The following is an 18667-nucleotide window of genomic DNA, read 5'->3' on the forward strand; positions in this document are numbered from 1 at the left end:
GGCAGGCGGTCAGGCGGTGTTCGGTGCTCAGTCGGCGAGGATGCGGCTGACATAGGTGGCGACGGCACGAACAGCCGCCATGGTCGTCGGATAGTCCATGCGGGTCGGACCGACGACGCCGAGCCCGGCCACGAGGTCGCTCCCGGCGCCGTAGCCCGAGGTGACGAGCGAGGTCGACTGCAACCCGGCATACGGGTTCTCGGCTCCGATGCGCACGGCGACGGCGTCTCCCTGCTCGGTCACCGTGCCGAGGAGCTTGAGGAGGACGACGTGCTCCTCGAGTGCCTCAAGGACCGGCCCGATCGAGGTGGGGAAGTCCTCTCCGGCGCGCACGAGGTGGGAGGCGCCGGCCATGACGACCCGCTCCTCCCGCTGCTCGACGAGGACCTCGGTCAGCTCGGCCGCGATGGCGGCGAGCAGACCGCGTGCGCCAGGGTCGACCTGGGTCGGCAGCTCACCGAGCCCACCGGCCGCGTCGGCGAGCGTCTTGCCGACCGTCGCACCGTTGACGTCGGATCGCAGCGACGCGAGCATGCGCTCGGCCGCGGGCTCGGCGAGGTCCGTCCCCGTCTCGAGCACGCGCTGCTCGACCCGACCCGTCGTCGTGATGAGCACCACGAGCAGACGCGAGCCGCCGATCGGCACGAGCTCGATGTGCCGGACCGACGAACGGGTGAGCGACGGGTACTGGACCACCGCGACCTGGCGGGTCAGTGAGGCGAGGAGCCGCACGGTGCGGTCGACGACGTCGTCGAGGTCGATCGCACCGTCGAGCAGGGTGCTGATGGCGCGTTTCTCGGCACCGCTCAGTGGCTTGACCCCGCTGAGACGGTCGACGAAGAAGCGGTAGCCAGCGTCGGTCGGGATGCGTCCGGCGCTGGTGTGCGGAGCCGCGATGAGGCCGTCCTCCTCGAGGGCCGCCATGTCGTTGCGCACCGTGGCCGCCGAGACGCCCAGCCGGTGACGCTCGAGCAGCGCCTTCGAGCCGACGGGCTCGGACGTCTCGACGTAGTCCTGGACGATGGCGCGCAGCACCGCGAGCCGACGTTCATCACTCATGACCGACACCTTCCGTCCTCACTGGCACTCATCCTTGGTGAGTGCCAATTCTACGTCTACCCTCGCGCAGGTGACTGATCGCTACGGCCGGGACGTGCTCTCCGGCGACTGGAAGGCCCCTCGCGGCGGCCGGTCCGTCCCTCTCGCGGCCGAGCTCGGCGTCGTCGTCGAGGACGTCGAGACCGGCTGGGTGGGCGCCGTGGTCCGCGTGGAGAAGGCCGGGGGCATCCACGTCGTCCATCTCGAGGACCGGCGCGGACGGACCAGGGCCTTCCCTCTGGGACCGGGGTTCCACGTCGACGGCTCGCCGGTCACGCTCACCAAGCCGTCCACCGCCGCCGACGCCCGGCTCACGGCCGCCCGCGCCACCGCCTCCCGCACGGCGAGCGGCTCACGCGCCGTCGCGAACGCGCCCGCCCGGGTCGCGAGCGCGTCCCGGATCTTCGTCGAGGGTCGACACGACGCCGAGCTCGTCGAGAAGGTCTGGGGCCACGACCTGCGCGTCGAGGGTGTCGTCGTCGAGATGCTGGACGGGGTCGACGACCTCGAGGCCGCGATCCGTGACTTCGCCCCGGGACCGGGTAGACGGATGGGCGTCCTCGTCGACCACCTCGTGCCCGGCACCAAGGAGACCCGCGTCGTGGAGGCGGCTTCGCGGCTGCAGCCGTTTGCGTCGCACGTCCTCATCGTCGGCCATCCCTACGTCGACGTGTGGCAGTCGGTCCGGCCGGAGCGGCTGGGCATGGGCCAGTGGCCGGTCATCCCACGCGGCACGTCGTGGAAGCACGGCATCTGCGCCCACCTCGGTTGGCCCCACGCCGAGCAGGCCGACATCGCCCGCGCCTGGAAGCAGATCCTCGGCACGGTGCGGTCCTATGCCGACCTCGAGCCGTCGCTGCTCGGCCGGGTCGAGGAGCTCATCGACTTCGTCACCGCGCCCTGAGGGACGCAGTTCCCTGCGCCGACCCGGGTATGCCGGCCCACGCAGCGCGTGGGACCTGCGCCCGCCCTCCGCAGCAGGGTCACCCCTGACCTCACCCTGATCTCACCCCGAAGCGGGGATGAATCCGGTTCGGCATGGGTTTGACTGGGTGACAGCACCCCGTCCCCTGAAGGAGGACACCATGACCACCCCGCCCCCCGAAGTCCCGCAGGGCCACCACCCGGAGAACTCGCAGACCCCCCCGCCTCCGCCGGCGCCCTACGGGCAGCAGCAGACCACACCGCCTCCGTACCAGCAGCCGCCCGCGGCCCAGCAGCCCTACCAGCAGCCCGCCGCCCATCAGGCGTACCCGGGCCAGCCGACGGCTACCGGTCAACAGGTCCTCGACCCGGCCCAGCAGCGCCAGTGGGGCATGTTCGCCCACCTCGTCCCGCTCATCGCCATGGTGCTGAGCGCCGGCCTCCTCGGCTTCGTCGGGTCGCTCGTCATCTACGTGATGTACAAGGACCGCGGTGACTTCGTGCGCCAGCACGCAGCCAACTCGCTCAACATCCAGATCATCACGGGGATCTTCCTGCTCGTCTCGTTCCCGTTGATGCTGCTCCTCGTGGGCTTCGCGACCTATTTCCTCGCTCTCGCGTTCGCGTTCGTCCTCCACGTCATCGGAGCCATGCGCGCCAACGAGGGCCAGCAGTGGTCCCCACCGTTCACTCCGCAGTTCGTCAAGTAAGCCGCTGGAAGCGGAACGAGGCCACACTGACCCGTTGCGTGAGCACATCGCGATGGGTGCGTTCGGGACGAAGTCCCGACTGAGCGCCCATCGTGATGTGCGCGCCACGGGTCCCTTGCGCGCCCGCCGAGAGCGCCTCAGACGCCGCCCTTGAGGAGCAGGCCACCGTCGACGACGACGAGCTGGCCGGTCATCCAGGCGGCGTCGTCCGACAGCAGGAAGGCGACCACCCCGGCGATGTCCTCGGGCACGCCCAGCCGACCGAGCGGGTAGCCAGCGGCCACCTTCTCCTCGCGGCCCTCGTAGAGCGCCGTGGCGAACCGCGTCTTCACGACCGCCGGGGCGACGGCGTTGACCCGCACCGTCGGCCCCAGCTCGACGGCGAGCTCCTCGGTGAGGTGGGTCAGCATCGCCTTGCTCGCGCCATAGAACCCGATGCCCGGCGCCGGGCGCACCCCCGCCACCGACGAGACGTTGACGATCGCACCTCCGCGCTCCTCCAGACCACCGGCGACAGCCTTCTGGATCCAGGAGAGCGCAGCGATGCAGTTCACCTCGACGATCTTGCGGGCCGCGTCGAGGTCGAGGTCGACGAGCCGTCCGTATGCCGGGTTGATCCCGGTGTTGTTGACGAGCAGGTCGACAGAGCCGAAGGTGTCGGCCACCCTGGCCAGGACCTCGTCCTGGTGGGCCGGGTCGTCCGCCCTTCCAGCGACGGCCATGGCGACCTCAGGGCTCCCGAGGGCAGCGACGGCCGCGTCGAGTGCTTCCTGCTTGCGTGCGGTGATGCACACCCGTGCGCCCTCCGAGATGAGGCGCTCGGCGATGGCTAGGCCGATCCCGCGGCTGGCGCCGGTGACGATGGCGGTGCGGCCCTCGAGCCGGCGGCTGTGTGTGGCAGTCATGAGCGCCACCCTAGATCCGGCCTCGTGTGCCTGAGGCCACGGTGGAGCGTGGGCTCAGGCACACAAGGCCGGAGTTCAGCCCAGGAGTCGGCGGACGACGGTGTCGGCGAGGAGCCTGCCCCGCAACGTCAGCACGACCCGACGGTCGCGCACTGCCGCCGTCCCGTCGACCAGCCCGTCGGCGACGAGTCCCGCGACGGCGAGTCGACCGACCTCGTCGAGGTCATCGACCCCGAGACCATCACGCACCCGCACCCGCAGCAGCACCTGCTCGTCGCGGACCTGCTCCGCAGTCAACGTCTCGCGCCCCGCAGCCGGAGACAGGCGCTCGGCCAGCCGGCCGGCATACGCCCTGGGGTGCTTGACGTTCCACCAACGCACGCCGCCGACGTGGCTGTGGGCACCGGGACCCACGCCCCACCAGTCGCCGCCGGTCCAGTAGCCGTCGTTGTGCCGGCACCGCCCAGCCGGGGTTCGCGTCCAGTTGCTCACCTCGTACCAGTCGAAGCCGGCTGCGGTCAGCACCTCGTCGGCGATCTCGTACTTCGTCGCCTCGTCGTCGTCATCGGGCCGCACGACCTCACCACGACGCACCTGGGCAGCCAGCTTGGTGCCCTCCTCGACGACGAGCGCATAGGCCGAGACATGCTCTGACCCGAGGGAGATCGCCTGGTCGAGGCTGCGTCGCCAGTCGTCGACCGACTCCCCCGGCGTGCCATAGATGAGGTCGACGCTCGTCACGAGCCCGGCGTCCTGCGCGGCGCGCACAGCCGTCCCCACGCCCGCGGGGTCATGGGTCCGGTCGAGCGTCGCGAGGACGTGCGGGACGGCCGACTGCATGCCGAGCGAGATGCGGGTGAAGCCACCGTCGGCGAGTTGTTGCAACGAGTCCGGCGTGACCGAGTCGGGGTTGGCCTCCGTGGTCACCTCCACGTCATCCGCCAGACCAAACCTTTGGCGTATGCCGTCCACGGCCTTCACGAGATCGGCTGCGGCAAGCATCGTGGGCGTCCCACCGCCGACGAAGATCGTGTCGACGGGCGGTGCCGACTCCCCGAGCACGGCCCGCGCGAGGTCGAGCTCGGCCAAGGTCGTGTCGACGAAGGTCGACGTGCTGGCGCCCGGCCCGAGCTCGGTGAGGGTGTAGGTGTTGAAGTCGCAGTATCCGCAGCGGACCCGGCAGAACGGGACGTGCAGGTAGATCCCGAACGGGCGCCTGCCGAGCAACTCCAGGGCCCCAGCCGGCAGCTGCCCCGAGTCCGGGGCAGGGTCTCCATCGGGCAGGCGGGGCATGCCGCAGATCCTCCCATCCCCCGACCTCTCCCTCTCCGCCAGACACATCAGCGCAGGGCGGCGCCAGGGAACGCTCCCGGACCGAGCGCTCCCCTCGCCGGACCACTTTCCGCGGCCCCATCCATGTCCGCCGATAAGTTGGCGCTCGTGCGCATCCTCACCGACGACGACGTCCGCGCCTGCCTCCCGCCCCTGGTCGAGGTGGTCGACCTCGTCGCAGACGCCCTCTGCGCCCTGGCGGAGGGCCGTGCAGACGTCCCGCCCAAGCCCACCGTGCGGACCTCGCCCGGAATGTTCGCCAACGCCATGCCGGCGGCCTATCCCGAACGAAACCTGTTGGGCTGCAAGTGGATCAGCATCGTGCCCGACAACCCCGTCCGTGGTCTGCCGACGGCCAGCGGCGTCATGGTCGTCAATGACGGGACCACCGGTGTGCCCCGCGCCCTGCTGCCGGCCCACGAGCTCACGGCCATCCGGACAGCCGCCGTGACGGGCGCCTGCGTGCGCGCCCTCGCAGATGCCGACGGCCCCATCGCCTACCTCGGAGCCGGCCTCCAGGCGCGTTCCCACCTCCGCGTCCTCGAGGCCCTCGGCCACACCGAGGTCCACGTCTGGGCGCGCCGCCGTGAGGCGATCGACGCCCTGGCCAGGGAGACGGCAGAGGTCGCACCCGGCATACGCGTCGTGGCCTGCCCGTCGCGGGAGGCAGCCGTCCGAGACAAGGTCGTCGTCATCACCGGGCTCTCGATCGGGCTCACCGACATGGCCATCCCGGTGACCTGGCCGCGCGAGGACGCGCTGCTCCTGCCCATCGACTACGCGAGCTCGGTGGGCGCCGACCTCGCCGACAGCGCCGTGCTCGCGGCCGACCACCTCCCGCAGTTCGCGGCGGTCCGGACAGTGCGGGGCAAGCTCGACGGCTACCCGACACCCACCGCGTGGACGGGGCACCTCCTCCACGCGCCACGTCCAGACGGTCGGCTCGTCATCCAGAACCTCGGCACGGGCATCAGCGACCTCGTGGTCGCGAGCGCCGTCGCCGACTGGGCCGAGGCGACAGGAACAGGTCAGCTCATCGCCCTGTGATCCACCTACGATGGCGAGGTGACCGACCCGAGCGAGCACCCGACTCTTGACGCGCCCCCGGACGAGCCTGCGACCGACCGGTGGATCCACCTCGAGGGCGTCGTCAACATGCGCGACTCGGGCGGGCTCCCGACGCGCGACGGCGGGGTGATCCAGCCGCGCCGGCTGCTGCGCTCGGACAACCTGCAGGACCTCAGCGAGGCCGACGTCCGCGAGGTGGTCGACGTCCTGGGCGTGAGCGACATCGTCGACCTGCGCAGCGACACCGAGGTGAGCACCGAGGGCCCGGGCCCGCTCTGGGCCGTCGAGTCGCTCACCCACCACCACCACTCGCTCTTCGGCGACGGCCGGGCGGTCACGGCCGAGCAGGCCCTCGCGATGCCCGAGCACTCTCGGCGTCCGACCCGCGATGCGCAGTTCTGGTCGGAGCACTACCTCGGATATCTCGCCACCCGCCCCGACTCGATCTCTGCCGCCCTCGACGTCGTCTCTCGCAGCACCGGTGCCACCGTCATCCACTGCGCCGCGGGCAAGGACCGCACGGGCACCGTGGTCGCTCTCGCCCTCGACGCGGTCGGAGTCCCCCACGACGCGATCGTCGAGGACTACGCCCTGACCGGCGAGCGCATCGAGCGGATCATCGCCCGCCTCATGCCCCGAGACCTCTATGGCACCGCCCTGCGCCAGCAGAGCGTCGATGACCAGCGGCCGCGCCCCGAGACCATGCGCACCATCCTGGACACGGTGCGCGACGAGTTCGGTGGGGCCCGGGGATGGCTGCGTGACCAGGGCTGGACGGACACGGACATCGACCGGCTGCGTCAGCGGCTCACGTCGTGACCATGGCCCACCCGGTGCTGTCCGCTCCTGCTCCGGACGAGCGGAGCCGCAACCGCCGACGGGCGATGCGGGTCCTGCTCGTCGACTCCGACGACCGGCTGCTCCTCTTCCGCGACAGCGACCCGGGCATCGTCCCGAGGCCGACGTTCTGGATCACTCCCGGCGGCGGCGTCGACCCCGGGGAGACCGACCTCCAGGCGGCCGTGCGTGAGGTCGCCGAGGAGACCGGCCTCTCGATCGCCGAGTCCGACCTCGTGGGCCCCCTTGCCGAGCGAGTCGTCGTGCACGGCTACAGCGACGTCGTGACGACCCAGGACGAGCTGTTCTGGTTCGTGCGCTGCGCACCGTTCGAGGTCTCGACCGACGGCCACACCGAGGTCGAGATCGCGACGATGACCGCACACCACTGGTGGACCCGGTCCGAGCTCGAGGTCACCGACAAGGACATCTGGCCGCGCGACATCCTGCGGATCTGGGACCACGCGGCTGCCGACGACACTGCCGCTGCCGAGCCCTTGGACCTGGGTCAGGTCGACGAGTCGACGGTCGCGCCGGGCTGAGCACGAACCGTCGGCGTCAGCTCGGGTCGTGCGGCTCGAGCGCAAAGACCGGGATCAGCCGCTCGGTGTTGCGCTGGTACTCGGCGTAGTTCGGGAACGCCTCGACGCACCGCGCCCACCACTCGTCACGCTCGGCGCCCTCCAGCTCACGGGCCTTCGCCACCCACGTCCGGTCGCCGTCCTGGACCTCGAGAACGGGGTTCTTGCGCAGGTTCGCGTACCACTTGGGGTGCTCGGGTGCCCCACCCTTGCTGGCCACGGCGGCATACACGCCGTCGTGCTCGACCCGCATGAGGGGGACCTTGCGGACGGTGCCGGTGACGCCGTTCATGGTGAGCAGCACGACCGGGCGACCCTGGATGTCCACGGACTCGGTGGTGCCGGTCTCCTCGATCGTGTCGACCTGCTGGCGGACCCACTCGCTGGGGCTCGGGACGTATGTGCCGGTGATGGTCATGCCCACCACAACACCACACTCGGCCGAACTATTCGCTACGACTTCTTCTCGCTCACATAGATCGTGATGATTCCCTCGACGACCACGGCGCCGTCCTCGCGGATGGCTCTGACCCGCACCGGCACGTCGCCCGGGTGGTCCCAGTCCGCCGGGTCGGTGTCGGCGGTGCAGAGCAGGTCGGTCGTCGACTTCGCGGTGTAGGCGACCTCCATGCCCTTGGGGATCCAGCGGCGGTCCTGGGGCGTCGTCGCCTCGGCGAGCAGTCCCATCGCCGCTTCGAGTCCGTTGCACACGGCGATCGCATGGACCGTGCCGATGTGGTTCTGGACCGCGCGCCGCTTCCTGATGACGAGCGCGGCGTGGTGCGGGCGCACCTCACGGACCCGGGGCCGCACGGTCCAGAAGTACGGCGCCTTCTGCGCGAAGAGGAAGGAGAAGGCCTGCTTGCCCAGGGGCAGCGAGGTGAGCTTGCGGTAGAGCGCGAAGGTGTCCGGCATACCGTCATGTTACTGCTCGGTATGCCGTCCGTCCGCCACCCGTGGGCTGCCTCACCTCCCACGTGGGCAGGCGTCCTACTTCTTCTTGGTGTCGCCGTCGTCGGAGGACAGGGCGGCGATGAAGGCCTCGGGCGGGACCTCGACGGTGCCGATGTTCTTCATCCGCTTCTTGCCGGCCTTCTGCTTCTCGAGCAGCTTGCGCTTGCGGCTGATGTCACCGCCGTAGCACTTGGCGAGGACGTCCTTGCGGATGGCGCGGATGTTTTCTCGCGCGATGACCCGGGCACCGATGGCGGCCTGGATCGGCACCTCGAACTGCTGGCGCGGGATGAGCTCCTTGAGCTTGCCGGCCATCATGTTGCCGTAGGCGTAGGCCTTGTCCTTGTGGACGACGGAGCTGAACGCGTCGACGTTCTCGCCCTGGAGCAGGATGTCGACCTTCACGAGGTCGGCGACCTGGTCACCGGCCTCCTGGTAGTCCAGCGACGCGTAGCCCCGCGTGCGTGACTTGAGCTGGTCGAAGAAGTCGAAGACGACCTCGGCCAGGGGCACGGTGTAGCGCAGCTCGACGCGGTCCTCGGAGAGGTAGTCCATGCCCTGCAGCTGGCCACGCTTGCCCTGGCAGAGCTCCATGATCGCGCCGATGAACTCGCTCGGCGCGAGGATCGTCGCCTTGACGACGGGTTCGCGCACCTCGGCGACCTTGCCGTAGGGGAACTCGCTCGGGTTCGTCACGACGATGACCGAACCGTCGTCCATGGTGACGTCGTAGATGACGTTGGGCTGGGTCGAGATGAGGTCGAGGTCGAACTCGCGCTCGAGGCGCTCGCGGACGATCTCGAGGTGGAGCAGGCCGAGGAAGCCGCAGCGGAACCCGAAGCCCAGCGCGACCGAGGTCTCCGGCTCGTAGACCAGCGCCGCGTCGTTGAGCTTGAGCCGGTCGAGGGCGTCCCGCAGGAGCGGGTAGTCCGAGCCGTCGATCGGGAAGAGCCCCGAGAACACCATCGGCTTGGGGTCGCGGTAGCCGCCGAGGTCCTGGTCGGCCGGCTTGCGCTCGTTGGTCACCGTGTCACCGACGCGCGACTGCCGCACGTCCTTCACCCCGGTGATGAGGTAGCCGACCTCACCCACGCCGAGGCCCTTGCCGGGCACCGGCTCTGGCGAGATGACACCGATCTCGAGCAGCTCGTGCGTCGCCCGCGTCGACATCATGATGATCTTCTCGCGCGGGTTGAGGTTGCCGTCGACCACGCGCACGTAGGTCACGACGCCGCGGTAGGTGTCGTAGACCGAGTCGAAGATCATCGCCCGCGCCGGAGCGTCGGGGTCGCCCACCGGGTGCGGGATCTGGGTGACGATCGCGTCGAGAAGCGTCTCGACGCCGACACCGGTCTTGCCGGAGACCCGGAAGCAGTCGTCGGGCTCGCACCCGATGAGGTGGGCGAGCTCCTCCGCGTACTTCTCGGGCTGCGCCGCGGGAAGGTCGATCTTGTTGAGGACCGGGACGATCGTGAGGTCGTTCTCCATCGCGAGGTAGAGGTTCGCGAGGGTCTGGGCCTCGATGCCCTGTGCCGCGTCGACGAGGAGCACGGCGCCCTCGGACGCCGCGAGCGAGCGCGAGACCTCGTAGGTGAAGTCGACGTGGCCCGGGGTGTCGATCATGTTGAGGATGTAGTTGCCGGAGGTGCCGTCGGCACCCACGCTCTCCCACGGCATACGCACCGCTTGGCTCTTGATCGTGATGCCGCGCTCGCGCTCGATGTCCATGCGGTCGAGGTACTGCGCGCGGGCGGCGCGGTCGTCGACGACGCCGGTGATCCCGAGCATGCGGTCGGCGAGGGTCGACTTGCCGTGGTCGATGTGGGCGATGATGCAGAAGTTGCGGATCGCCTCCGGCGGCGTGGCGTGCGGCTGCAGCACGGTGCGGGCACGGGGAGACACAGTCGGTTAGGTCCTCGAGGTGGTGGAACGGGAGTCGGGACAGTCTCCCACGACTACGTCACCTGCCCGAACCCCGACAGTCCGGGTCACGGCTAGCCTCGGGCCATGCCTGTCTATCCCGGAGACTTCGTCGGACCGCTGGACCCGGCCTACCACCCCGAGCCCGACGGGGCACCTGATGCCGGCGAGGTCGTGTGGGCCCACGTGCCCTATGAGGACGACGCCACCCAGGGCAAGGACCGACCCGTGCTCGTCCTCGGCTGGGACGGCGGCTGGGTGCTGGGGATGTATCTCACGAGCAAGGACCACGACCGCGACCACGACCAGGAACGCCGCGCCGGCCGCCACTGGGTCGACGTCGGGCCGGGCGGCTGGGACAGCAAGGGACGCCCCTCCGAGGTGAGGGTCAACCGCATCGTCCGCGTCGACCCGGCGACGATCCGGCGCGAGGGTGCCGTCCTCGACCGGGAGCGGTGGGACGAGGTCGTGGTCTCCCACCGCGAGCACGGTGCCACGACGCTCAAGCGCTGAGCCGGGCGACACGTGCGAGGGCCCGTCACCGTGGTGGTGACGGGCCCTCGTGCGCTGTGGAGCCGGAGCGGCTCGGGTCAGCTGTGCGTCAGCTCAGAGGCTGGCGGCCTTCTTGGCCATGGCCGACTTCTTGTTGGCCGCGTTGTTCTTGTGCAGAACGCCCTTGCTGACGGCCTTGTCGAGCTTGGTCGACGCCACCTTGAGCGCGTCCTTGGCCTCGTCGACCTTGCCGGCCTCCGCGAGGTCGCGGAACTTGCGGGCAGCGGTGCGGACGTCGGACTTGACGGCCTTGTTGCGCTCGGTCGCGACCTTGTTGGTCTTGATGCGCTTGAGCTGGGACTTGATGTTTGCCACGAAGAAATATCTCTCTGGTGAGGTCGGTAATTGCCGTAGAGGGCGGCAGACGCGGTTCGGGACCGGGAGTGGGGACACCCTTGCGTGAACCGCTTCTGGATGGAGCAACGTGCGCGCACGACCTGAGCGCGCACGCAGGGAGCAAATCTACCAGCGGGCGACAGAGATGAGCAAAACGCGGGTATGCCGCGTGCTCCCCAGCCGCTCAACCGTCACCGGCCGCCTTCTCGCGGGTGATCGTCAGGACGGCTCGCTCGACGGCATAGACCGGGTCGCGCCCGCCGCCCTTGACCTCGAAGTCGGCGGCCGCGACCGCCTGCAGGGAGCGAGCCAGCGCCTCGGCGGTCCAGCCCTGGAGCGAGCGCCGGGCCTTGTCGACCTGCCACGGAGCCATGCCCAGGTCGCGGGCCAGGTCGGCCGAGCGACCTCGCCCCGCGGAACCGACTTTGATGAGCTGGCGCAGCTGTTGGGCCAGGACCGCGACGATCGGCACGGGGTCGACGCCGACGGCGATGGCGTGACGCAGCAGGCGCAGCGCCTCGCCCGCGTCTCCGGCGACGGCGGCGTCGGCCACCTTGAAGCCGGTCGCCTCGACCTTCCCTCCGTGGTAGGTCAGGACGACCTGCTCGTCGATGGTGCCTGTCGTGTCGGCAATGAGCTGCTGGCAGGCCGAGGCGAGCTCGCGCAGGTCCCGGCCGATGGCGTCGACGAGAGCCTGGACGGCCTCGCCGGTCGCGCGTCTCCTGGCTCGGCGGAACTCGTTCATGGCGAAGTCGGCCTTGTCGCGGTCGGTCTTGATGGCAGGGGCGTCGATGAGTCGCGCGCGCGACTTCTTCAGCGTGTCGAGGACCTTCTTGCCGCGGTTGCCGCCCTTGTGGATGACGACCAGGGTGACGTCCTCGGGTGGCGCTGCGAGGTAGGCGAGGAGGTCCTGCTGGAGCTCGTCGGTGGCCTCGTCGAGGTCGTGCACGACCACGGCCTTGTCCCCACCGAAGAGCGACGGACTGGAGTGGACCATGAGCTCGCCCGGCTCGTAGGCACTGGCGTGGAGACGGATCACCTCGACGTCGGGGGTGTGCTCCTTGATCAGCTGGATCGTCTCGGCGAGTCCCCGCTCGGCGAGGACCTGCTCGGGTCCTGCGATGAGGACGAGCGGCGGAACGCGGCGCTGCACCTCGACGAGATCACTCACGGCGGTCACTCTGCCACGGAGGTACGACGGGTCCCTGGGTCGTTTCGGGCGCACCCGTCGTCATGCTGCCGTCACCACCCTTGGGGAACCACGGGCCCGCAACCATCGAGATCCCGACGAGGACTGCCACGAGCAGTGCGACGACCGCCACGACCACGGCTGCGGTCAGCAGCGCACTCCGCATCACCCGGCGGGGTCGCCGGGACGGGGTGGCCGGTCGAGGATCGTCGTGGGTCGCCATGTCAGTCGAAGCTCAGGGTGGCTCCGGAGCCGGCGTTGATGCCGAGCCCCTCGAGTCGGGCAGCGATGGCGTCGGCAGGGAGCTCGAGGGACTCGCTGAGCTCCTCGACGTTGAGGCCGAGCTCGACACCGTCACGCAGCTCCTCGTCCTCCTGCTCCGTCCACGGGTGTCCGTGGGTCACTGCCGTGCGCGACGACGGGGCCGGCGGCGGAGCGACGGCGACGGGACGCGTGTCGGTCGCGTCGACCGCTCCGCTCGTCTCCGCGTCGCCCATCGCCGTGCCCTTGACCGCGCCGGTGAGACCGCGCAGCGCCGGGTCGGCGACGTCGAGCGGTGGTGGGGCCGTCTCGTCGAGTCGCTTCAACGCGTTGAGCACCAGGGCACGGTCCGACGTGGGCCAGAAGGGCGGGAGCGAACGCTGGAGGAACCCGGCATACCGGGCACTCATCATGCGGGAGTCGAGGAAGGCGACGACACCGCGATCGTCACCGCGACGGATGAGGCGACCGGCGCCCTGCGCCAGGCGCAGCGCGGCGTGGGTCGCGCTGACCGCCATGAAGCCGTTGCCGCCCATGCGGGCGATCGCCTGCGAGCGTGCGGAGGCCAGCGGGTCGTCGGGGCGTGGGAACGGGATGCGGTCGATGATGACGAGCTGGCAGGACGAGCCGGGGACGTCGACGCCCTGCCAGAGACTGAGGGTGCCGAAGAGGCAGGTGCGGGGGTCGCGGGCGAACTGCCGCACGAGGGTGGAGATCTGGTCCTCGCCCTGGCAGAGCACGGCGATCTCTCCGTTGAGGTCCTTGAGCCGTTCGCGCATCTCGTCAGTGGCGGCGCGGGCGGCACGCATGGACGAGAAGAGACCCAGGGTGCGGCCGCCGGCAGCGCGCACGAGCGCCTCGATCTCGTCCATCGTCTCGGGTGCCGCGCCATCGCGCCCCGGCGGCGGCAGCTGCTTGGCGACGTAGGCGATGCCCTGCTGCGGGTAGTCGAAGGGGCTGCCGACATCGAGGCCAGTCCACTTCGGCGAGCCCTCGCCACGGAGGCCGATCGTGCCGGCGACCGCGTCGAAGGTGCCGCCGAGCTCGAGCGTGGCCGAGGTGAGCACGACGGTGCGGTCCTCGAAGATCTTGTCTCGCACGAGCATCGCGACGCTCATGGGCGCGACGCGCAGGACACTCCCGCGTCGCGGGTCCTTGCTCACCCAGACGACGTCGAGCTCGCGCTGCTCGAGCACCCGCGACGCGTTGTCGTTGAGCTCGTCGATGGCAGCGCGAGCAATCTGGCGGGCGCCGTCGACCTCCTGGCCGGGAGGCGGCTTGAGCTCGGTCTGCACCTGACGTGTGGTGTCACGCAGGCGCGCCAGGGCGAGTCCGAGGTTGTCGGGTATGCCGGAGAGTCGCCCTTCGGGGATCTCGTCGAGGACCGACTCGAGGAACGTCCCTGCGTCATCGACCAGCTCGCTGGAGTCCGCCTGCCTGCCGGCGCGCTTCGCCGCGTTGCGGACCATGGCCGGTGTGACCTCGTCGGTGATCGTCGCGGTGACGCGGTCGACGAGCTCGTGAGCCTCGTCGATGACGAGGACGTCGTGCTCGGGGAGCATCTGCCGTCCCTCGAACGCGTCGATCGCCATGAACGAGTGGTTGGTGACGATGACGTCGACACCCTTGGCCGCCTCTCGCGAGCGCTCGACGAAGCACTCGGCGACCATCGGGCACTTGCTGCCGAGGCACTCGTGCGCGCTGACCGACACCTGGCGCCAGGCCCGCTCGGAGACCCCGGGCACGAGCTCGTCCCGGTCGCCGGACTCGGTCTCGTCGGCCCACTCCCGCAGCCGGACGACCTCCTTGCCGAGGCGCCCGGCCTGCTGGTCGACGTCGCCGACGCCGAAGAGGCCCTCCTCGTCGTCGGGGAAGCCGCCCTCGAGCTTGTGGGCGCAGAGATAGTTACGCCGGCCCTTGACGATCGCGTAGGTCGGTCGCCGGCCCAGGAGCGGCTCCAGCGAGTCGGCCACCCGGGGCATGTCCCGGTCCACGATCTGTGCCTGGAGCGCGAGGGTCGCCGTGGCGACAACGGCAGGCTTGCCGGCGTCGATGGCGTGCTGCACCGCGGGGACGAGGTAGGCGAGGGACTTGCCGGTGCCGGTGCCGGCCTGCACGAGGAGGTGCTCACCGGTGTCGACGGCGTGCGCGACGGCCTTGGCCATGCTCACCTGCCCGGGGCGCTCGCTGCCCTTGAGACCGCTGACCGCTGCGGCGAGGAGGTCGTCGAGGGTCGGCACCGAGACAGCCTATGCCGACGGGCGGACACCCCTGCGCCGTCCATCCACAGGCGAGTCGGACGGCGGTGACCGGTCCAGGGACGCGAGCCGACGGCATACCGGCGTGTCTGTCCCCTTCTCACCCAGTAGGACGGTTGGGGACGTTGACGGCGGAATGTCCGCAAGCGTCCTCTTGGGCGAGCTCGGGACGGGACGGGTTGGGGGTCAGACGGCGCCGGGCTTCTGCATGAGTCCGCCGTCGGCGATGATCGTCGTCGCCGTGACGTAGGACGCCGCCTCGCTCGCGGCAAAGCAGACGACCCGGCCCATCTCCTGGGGTGAACCGATGTAGGACAGCGGGATCGCGCCCGTGAGCGCCTTGGTCTCGGCGGGGGTGTCGTCGTCGTTGATCGAGGTGTTGATCGCGCCCGGTCCGACACCGACCACGCGGATCCGGTCGGCGCCGAGCTCGACACCCGTGGTGCGGGTCAGCATCCGCATGCCACCCTTGGAGATGCAGTAGGCGAGGTCGCTCGGCATGGGCCAGTCCTCGTGGGTCGAGGTGATGTTGATGATGACGCCGCCGTCCCCCTGCCGGCGCATCTGCTCGGCGGCGAGCTTCGAGCCGAAGACCGCACCTTTGAGGTTGATGCTCATGAGGAGGTCGTACCTCTCCTCGGTGAGGGTGGCCAGCGTCTCGCCGAACTCGACACCGGCGTTGTTGACCATGACGTCGAGGCGCCCGTAGGTGTCGACGGCCGTCGCGACGAGCCTCTCGAGGTCGGCGACCTTGGAGACGTCGGCCTCGCAGCCGACGGCCTCTCCCCCGGCGGCCTCGATGTCCGTGACGATCGCGTCCGTCGCCTCGGGGTGCGACACGTAGTCGATGACGACCTTCGCGCCCTGCGCGGCTGCCTCGCGCACGATGCCCTCGCCGATGCCGCTGTTGCCGCCGGTGACGATGACGACCTTGCCCTCGAGCGGCCTCTGCGGCGTCGGCGTGGTGTCCTGCTTGTCGGTCGGGCTCATGTCTCGATCTCCTCGCGCAGGGTGTCAGGGGTCGTGCAGATGAGGTGGGCCACGAGCGCGGTCCACCCGGTCTGGTGCGAGGCGCCGAGGCCGACGCCGGTGTCGCCGTTGAAGTGCTCGCTGAAGGTCGGGTGTCCGTCCCAGAGCGGACCGGCCGGGTGCTCGCGCGGGGTGCCCGGACGCCGGCCGTCCCCGCCGGGCAGGAAGAGCGAGATGAGTCGCTCGCGGATGCCGATTGCCGCCTCCGCCAGCGCGATCGAGTGAGCCGAGCCGGTCGGGAACTCGACCTCGACGTCCCCGCCGGCCCCCTCCGCGAGGACCAGCAGCGCGTCGAGGATGAGGACGTTGGTCGGGAACCAGATGGGTCCTCGCCAGTTGGAGTTGCCGCCGAACATGCCGGTCGAGGACTCACCGGGGTCGTACTGGATGTGCACGCTCGTCCCACCCACCTCGAGGTCGGTCCCGCCCCGATAGGCGGCCGACAGCGAACGTATGCCGTGCGGCGCCAGGAACTCGTCCTCGTCGAAGAGCCGACGCAGGATCGCCTCCAGTCGTGACCGCACGACCGGGGTCAGGCTGTTGTGGACGACGTCGCCGTCCTGGCTGTGCAGGAGCGAGTCGGTGAGGTCGGGGCGCCGCTCCTGCAGCCACCGCAGGCGTGAGGTGAAGTCGGTCAGCTCCGAGAACGCCCACGCCGGGACGTTGGCGACGGCGATGAGCGGGAGCAGTCCGACGAGCGAGCGGACCCGGACCGGGGACCCGTTGCCCTCCTCGTCGACGAGGACGTCGTAGAAGAACTCGTCGGTCTCGTCCCACAGCGAGATGCCCTGCGTCCCGAACGTCTCCATCGCCTCGGCGATCGAGAAGAAGTGCTCGAGGAACGTCGTCGCCAGACCGTCCCAGTCGCGGTCGAGGCGACTCAGCTCGAGCGCGATCCGCAGCATCTGCAGACAGGTGAACGCCATCCAGCTCGTCGCATCGGACTGCTCGAGCCGCCACCCGTCGGGGACCTCACGAGACCTGTCGAAGACGCTGATGTTGTCCATGCCGAGGAAGCCGCCCTCGAAGAGGTTGGAGCCGTCGGAGTCCTTGCGGTTGAGCCACCACGAGAAGTTGAAGAGGAGCTTGGTGAAGACCCGCACGAGGAAGCCGCGGTCCCGGCAACCGTCGAGGACGTAGACGTGCCACGCCGCCCAGGCGTGCACGGGCGGGTTGACGTCACCGAACTGCCATTCGTATGCCGGGAGCTGGCCGTTCGGGTGCTGGCTCCACTCCCGACACATGAGGAGGAGCTGGTTCTTGGCGAAGGCCGGGTCCATGTGGGCGATCGCGACGGTGTGGAAGGCGAGGTCCCAGCAGGCGAACCAGGGGTACTCCCACTCGTCGGGCATCGAGATGACGTCGGCGAGCGCCAGGTGGGACCACGACGTGTTGCGGCCATGGGGCTCGCGGGCCCGGCGCGAGGCCGGCGGTTGCGGGCCGGCCGGATCGCCCTCGAGCCACTCGCGCACGTCGTAGCGGTAGAGCTGTTTGCCCCAGTTGAGCCCGGCGAAGGCGCGGCGGGCCACGAGCCGCTCCTCGTCGCCGGTGTGCTCCGGGATGACGGACCCGTAGAACGCATCGGCGTCCCTGCGGCGGGCGCTGAGGACGTCGTCGAAGCCCTGGCCGAACGCCCCTTCGAGCGGCGGAGCGTCAGACGCACCCTCGACCCACGCGTCGTCGTGCAGCCGTAGTCGCACCCTCACCGTCTCGCCGGGCGCGACGGCGTCGAAGCGGTAGCGCAGGGCGACCTTGGTCCCACGACCGTCGGTGGCGAGCAGGCTCGGATCGCCGTCCACGACGGCGCGGTCGATGGCGTTCTTGGGGTGTCTGCCTAGGCTCTCGCCGTCGCCGAAGACCTCCGGCACGTTGGTCTCGTTGTCGCAGACCAGGACCTCGGGCGAGCCCTGCGCGAGGACGTGGATGACGCCGATGTGGCCGTGCGTGGCTCGCAAGACGACGGTGTCGGCGGGAGCTTCCGGGAGGACCTCGATGACCGGCTTGCGGTCGTCACGCCCCCAGGCCCAGGTGTTGCGGAACCACAGCTGAGGTATGAGATCGAGCGGTGCCGCCTCGGGTCCGTGGTTCGTCGCCTCGTAGGTGATGCAGACGTCCCCCGCCGCGGCCTTGGCATGCGTCGTGACCACGTCGAAGAACCGGTCCTCCGCGAGCACACCGGTGTCGACGAGCTGGAGCTCGGGGACGTCGCGTCCCCGCGCCACCCCACCCTCGCGCAACGCGGCATACGGAAAGGCGGCCTGTGGGTAGCGGTAGAGGTGTTGTGCCCAGCTGTGGGTGGGCGTGGCGTCGAGGTGCCACCAGTACTCCTTGGCGTCCTCGCCGTGGTTGCCCTCGCCGTTGGTCAGGCCGAAGTAGCGCTCCTTGAGCCTGTCGTCCTGCCCGTTCCACATCGCGATCGCGAGGTTGAGGAACCCGTAGCGGTCGCAGAGCCCGGCGATGCCGTCCTCACCCCAGCGGTAGGCGCGGGCGTGGGCGTGGTCGAACGGGAAGAACGACCACGCGTCACCGTCGGCGGAGTAGTCCTCACGCACGGTCCCCCACTGGCGCCCGGAGACGTAGGGACCCCAGGCCCGCCAGGCGTCTCCGTCCTGCGGTGAGGCGTCGAGTCGCCGGTGCTCCTCGGTCCGGGGTCGCCCCTCGGGCTCGACAGACGTCATGGAGCCCACCTTGGCACGGGGCTGCGAGAATGAAC

Annotated in this window: 18 protein-coding genes; 6 read left to right on the forward strand and 12 right to left on the reverse strand. The window is 70.1% G+C overall.

Annotated elements, in window-relative coordinates; all coding sequences use genetic code 11:
- Window positions 1-27: 27 nt before the first annotated feature.
- On the reverse strand, window positions 28-1059 hold the full coding sequence (gene hrcA / locus ACFQW8_RS00570) for a heat-inducible transcriptional repressor HrcA (protein WP_380085029.1): 1032 nt from the start codon (window positions 1057-1059) through the stop codon (window positions 28-30).
- 70 nt (window positions 1060-1129) lie between these two features.
- Here hrcA and ACFQW8_RS00575 point away from each other — a divergent pair, with 70 nt between their 5' ends.
- Both ACFQW8_RS00575 and ACFQW8_RS00580 read left to right on the forward strand, forming a co-directional pair.
- Complete coding sequence (locus tag ACFQW8_RS00575; RefSeq protein WP_380085030.1) at window positions 1130-2002, forward strand: DUF3097 domain-containing protein; 873 nt, start codon at window positions 1130-1132, stop codon at window positions 2000-2002.
- Between the two features lie 181 nt (window positions 2003-2183).
- A complete protein-coding gene (locus ACFQW8_RS00580) occupies window positions 2184-2732 on the forward strand; it encodes a DUF4870 domain-containing protein (protein WP_380085031.1) in 549 nt (182 codons plus the stop codon).
- Between the two features lie 137 nt (window positions 2733-2869).
- Here ACFQW8_RS00580 and ACFQW8_RS00585 read toward each other — a convergent pair whose 3' ends face one another.
- Both ACFQW8_RS00585 and hemW read right to left on the reverse strand, forming a co-directional pair.
- Window positions 2870-3637, reverse strand: a complete 768-nt coding sequence (locus tag ACFQW8_RS00585; protein WP_380085032.1) for an SDR family oxidoreductase — start codon at window positions 3635-3637, stop codon at window positions 2870-2872.
- Between the two features lie 75 nt (window positions 3638-3712).
- A complete protein-coding gene (gene hemW, locus ACFQW8_RS00590; RefSeq protein WP_380085033.1) occupies window positions 3713-4930 on the reverse strand; it encodes a radical SAM family heme chaperone HemW in 1218 nt (405 codons plus the stop codon).
- 123 nt (window positions 4931-5053) lie between these two features.
- On the opposite strand from hemW, the gene ACFQW8_RS00595 reads away from it, so the two are divergent.
- Genes ACFQW8_RS00595 through ACFQW8_RS00605 form a run of 3 tightly spaced genes read left to right on the forward strand, consistent with a single transcriptional unit; the run spans window position 5054 to window position 7416 of the window.
- On the forward strand, window positions 5054-6016 hold the full coding sequence (locus ACFQW8_RS00595; RefSeq protein ID WP_380085034.1) for an ornithine cyclodeaminase family protein: 963 nt from the start codon (window positions 5054-5056) through the stop codon (window positions 6014-6016).
- An 18-nt stretch (window positions 6017-6034) separates the two neighbouring features.
- Window positions 6035-6856, forward strand: a complete 822-nt coding sequence (locus tag ACFQW8_RS00600) for a tyrosine-protein phosphatase (RefSeq protein ID WP_380085035.1) — start codon at window positions 6035-6037, stop codon at window positions 6854-6856.
- Window positions 6857-6858: 2 nt separating this feature from the next.
- Window positions 6859-7416 (forward strand): NUDIX hydrolase, encoded by a 558-nt coding sequence (locus ACFQW8_RS00605; RefSeq protein WP_380088545.1) that lies wholly within the window; start codon window positions 6859-6861, stop codon window positions 7414-7416.
- Between the two features lie 16 nt (window positions 7417-7432).
- Here the strand turns inward: ACFQW8_RS00605 and ACFQW8_RS00610 are convergent, their stop codons facing one another.
- The 3 genes from ACFQW8_RS00610 to lepA all read right to left on the reverse strand — a co-directional run bounded on the left by ACFQW8_RS00610 (window position 7433) and on the right by lepA (window position 10311).
- Window positions 7433-7873, reverse strand: coding sequence for a nitroreductase family deazaflavin-dependent oxidoreductase (locus ACFQW8_RS00610; protein WP_380085036.1), 441 nt, complete (start codon window positions 7871-7873; stop codon window positions 7433-7435).
- Between the two features lie 35 nt (window positions 7874-7908).
- Entirely contained in the window at window positions 7909-8370 is a 462-nt protein-coding gene (locus ACFQW8_RS00615) for a hotdog fold domain-containing protein (RefSeq protein WP_380085037.1), read from the reverse strand.
- Window positions 8371-8445: 75 nt separating this feature from the next.
- Entirely contained in the window at window positions 8446-10311 is a 1866-nt protein-coding gene (gene lepA, locus ACFQW8_RS00620) for a translation elongation factor 4 (protein ID WP_380085038.1), read from the reverse strand.
- 105 nt (window positions 10312-10416) lie between these two features.
- Between lepA and ACFQW8_RS00625 the strand changes: the two genes are divergently transcribed.
- A complete protein-coding gene (locus ACFQW8_RS00625; protein WP_380085039.1) occupies window positions 10417-10842 on the forward strand; it encodes a type II toxin-antitoxin system PemK/MazF family toxin in 426 nt (141 codons plus the stop codon).
- 93 nt (window positions 10843-10935) lie between these two features.
- Here ACFQW8_RS00625 and rpsT read toward each other — a convergent pair whose 3' ends face one another.
- The 6 genes from rpsT to ACFQW8_RS00655 form a co-directional block, all read right to left on the reverse strand.
- Window positions 10936-11196 carry a 30S ribosomal protein S20 gene (gene rpsT, locus ACFQW8_RS00630; RefSeq protein ID WP_009775331.1) on the reverse strand — a complete coding sequence of 87 codons (261 nt, stop codon included), beginning with the start codon at window positions 11194-11196 and terminating at the stop codon, window positions 10936-10938.
- Window positions 11197-11401: 205 nt separating this feature from the next.
- A complete protein-coding gene (gene holA, locus ACFQW8_RS00635; RefSeq protein WP_380085040.1) occupies window positions 11402-12397 on the reverse strand; it encodes a DNA polymerase III subunit delta in 996 nt (331 codons plus the stop codon).
- Window positions 12381-12629 carry a hypothetical protein gene (locus tag ACFQW8_RS00640; protein WP_380085041.1) on the reverse strand — a complete coding sequence of 83 codons (249 nt, stop codon included), beginning with the start codon at window positions 12627-12629 and terminating at the stop codon, window positions 12381-12383. The genes holA and ACFQW8_RS00640 overlap by 17 nt, the downstream gene beginning before the upstream one ends.
- A 1-nt stretch (window position 12630) precedes the next feature.
- Complete coding sequence (locus ACFQW8_RS00645; protein ID WP_380085042.1) at window positions 12631-14907, reverse strand: ATP-dependent DNA helicase; 2277 nt, start codon at window positions 14905-14907, stop codon at window positions 12631-12633.
- Between the two features lie 204 nt (window positions 14908-15111).
- Window positions 15112-15915: an SDR family oxidoreductase gene (locus ACFQW8_RS00650; RefSeq protein ID WP_380085043.1), complete on the reverse strand. Its 804-nt coding sequence runs from the start codon at window positions 15913-15915 to the stop codon at window positions 15112-15114.
- Window positions 15912-18632 (reverse strand): MGH1-like glycoside hydrolase domain-containing protein, encoded by a 2721-nt coding sequence (locus ACFQW8_RS00655; protein WP_380085044.1) that lies wholly within the window; start codon window positions 18630-18632, stop codon window positions 15912-15914. Before ACFQW8_RS00655 ends, ACFQW8_RS00650 begins: the two co-directional genes overlap by 4 nt.
- Between the last annotated feature and the right edge of the window lie 35 nt (window positions 18633-18667).

The organism is Knoellia altitudinis, from assembly GCF_042666355.1.
In the GTDB taxonomy this organism is placed as follows: Bacteria; Actinomycetota; Actinomycetes; order Actinomycetales; family Dermatophilaceae; genus Knoellia; species Knoellia altitudinis.

What these genes read in the sequence shown, in the direction of transcription:
- hrcA (WP_380085029.1), bottom strand. Translation starts at nt 1,059, where the DNA reads ATGAGTGATGAACGTCGGCTCGCGGTGCTGCGCGCCATCGTCCAGGAC.
- ACFQW8_RS00580 (WP_380085031.1), top strand. Translation starts at nt 2,184, where the DNA reads ATGACCACCCCGCCCCCCGAAGTCCCGCAGGGCCACCACCCGGAGAAC.
- ACFQW8_RS00585 (WP_380085032.1), bottom strand. Translation starts at nt 3,637, where the DNA reads ATGACTGCCACACACAGCCGCCGGCTCGAGGGCCGCACCGCCATCGTC.
- hemW (WP_380085033.1), bottom strand. Translation starts at nt 4,930, where the DNA reads ATGCCCCGCCTGCCCGATGGAGACCCTGCCCCGGACTCGGGGCAGCTG.
- ACFQW8_RS00595 (WP_380085034.1), top strand. Translation starts at nt 5,054, where the DNA reads ATGTCCGCCGATAAGTTGGCGCTCGTGCGCATCCTCACCGACGACGAC.
- ACFQW8_RS00605 (WP_380088545.1), top strand. Translation starts at nt 6,859, where the DNA reads ATGGCCCACCCGGTGCTGTCCGCTCCTGCTCCGGACGAGCGGAGCCGC.
- ACFQW8_RS00610 (WP_380085036.1), bottom strand. Translation starts at nt 7,873, where the DNA reads ATGACCATCACCGGCACATACGTCCCGAGCCCCAGCGAGTGGGTCCGC.
- ACFQW8_RS00615 (WP_380085037.1), bottom strand. Translation starts at nt 8,370, where the DNA reads ATGCCGGACACCTTCGCGCTCTACCGCAAGCTCACCTCGCTGCCCCTG.
- ACFQW8_RS00625 (WP_380085039.1), top strand. Translation starts at nt 10,417, where the DNA reads ATGCCTGTCTATCCCGGAGACTTCGTCGGACCGCTGGACCCGGCCTAC.
- ACFQW8_RS00640 (WP_380085041.1), bottom strand. Translation starts at nt 12,629, where the DNA reads ATGGCGACCCACGACGATCCTCGACCGGCCACCCCGTCCCGGCGACCC.
- ACFQW8_RS00650 (WP_380085043.1), bottom strand. Translation starts at nt 15,915, where the DNA reads ATGAGCCCGACCGACAAGCAGGACACCACGCCGACGCCGCAGAGGCCG.
- ACFQW8_RS00655 (WP_380085044.1), bottom strand. Translation starts at nt 18,632, where the DNA reads ATGACGTCTGTCGAGCCCGAGGGGCGACCCCGGACCGAGGAGCACCGG.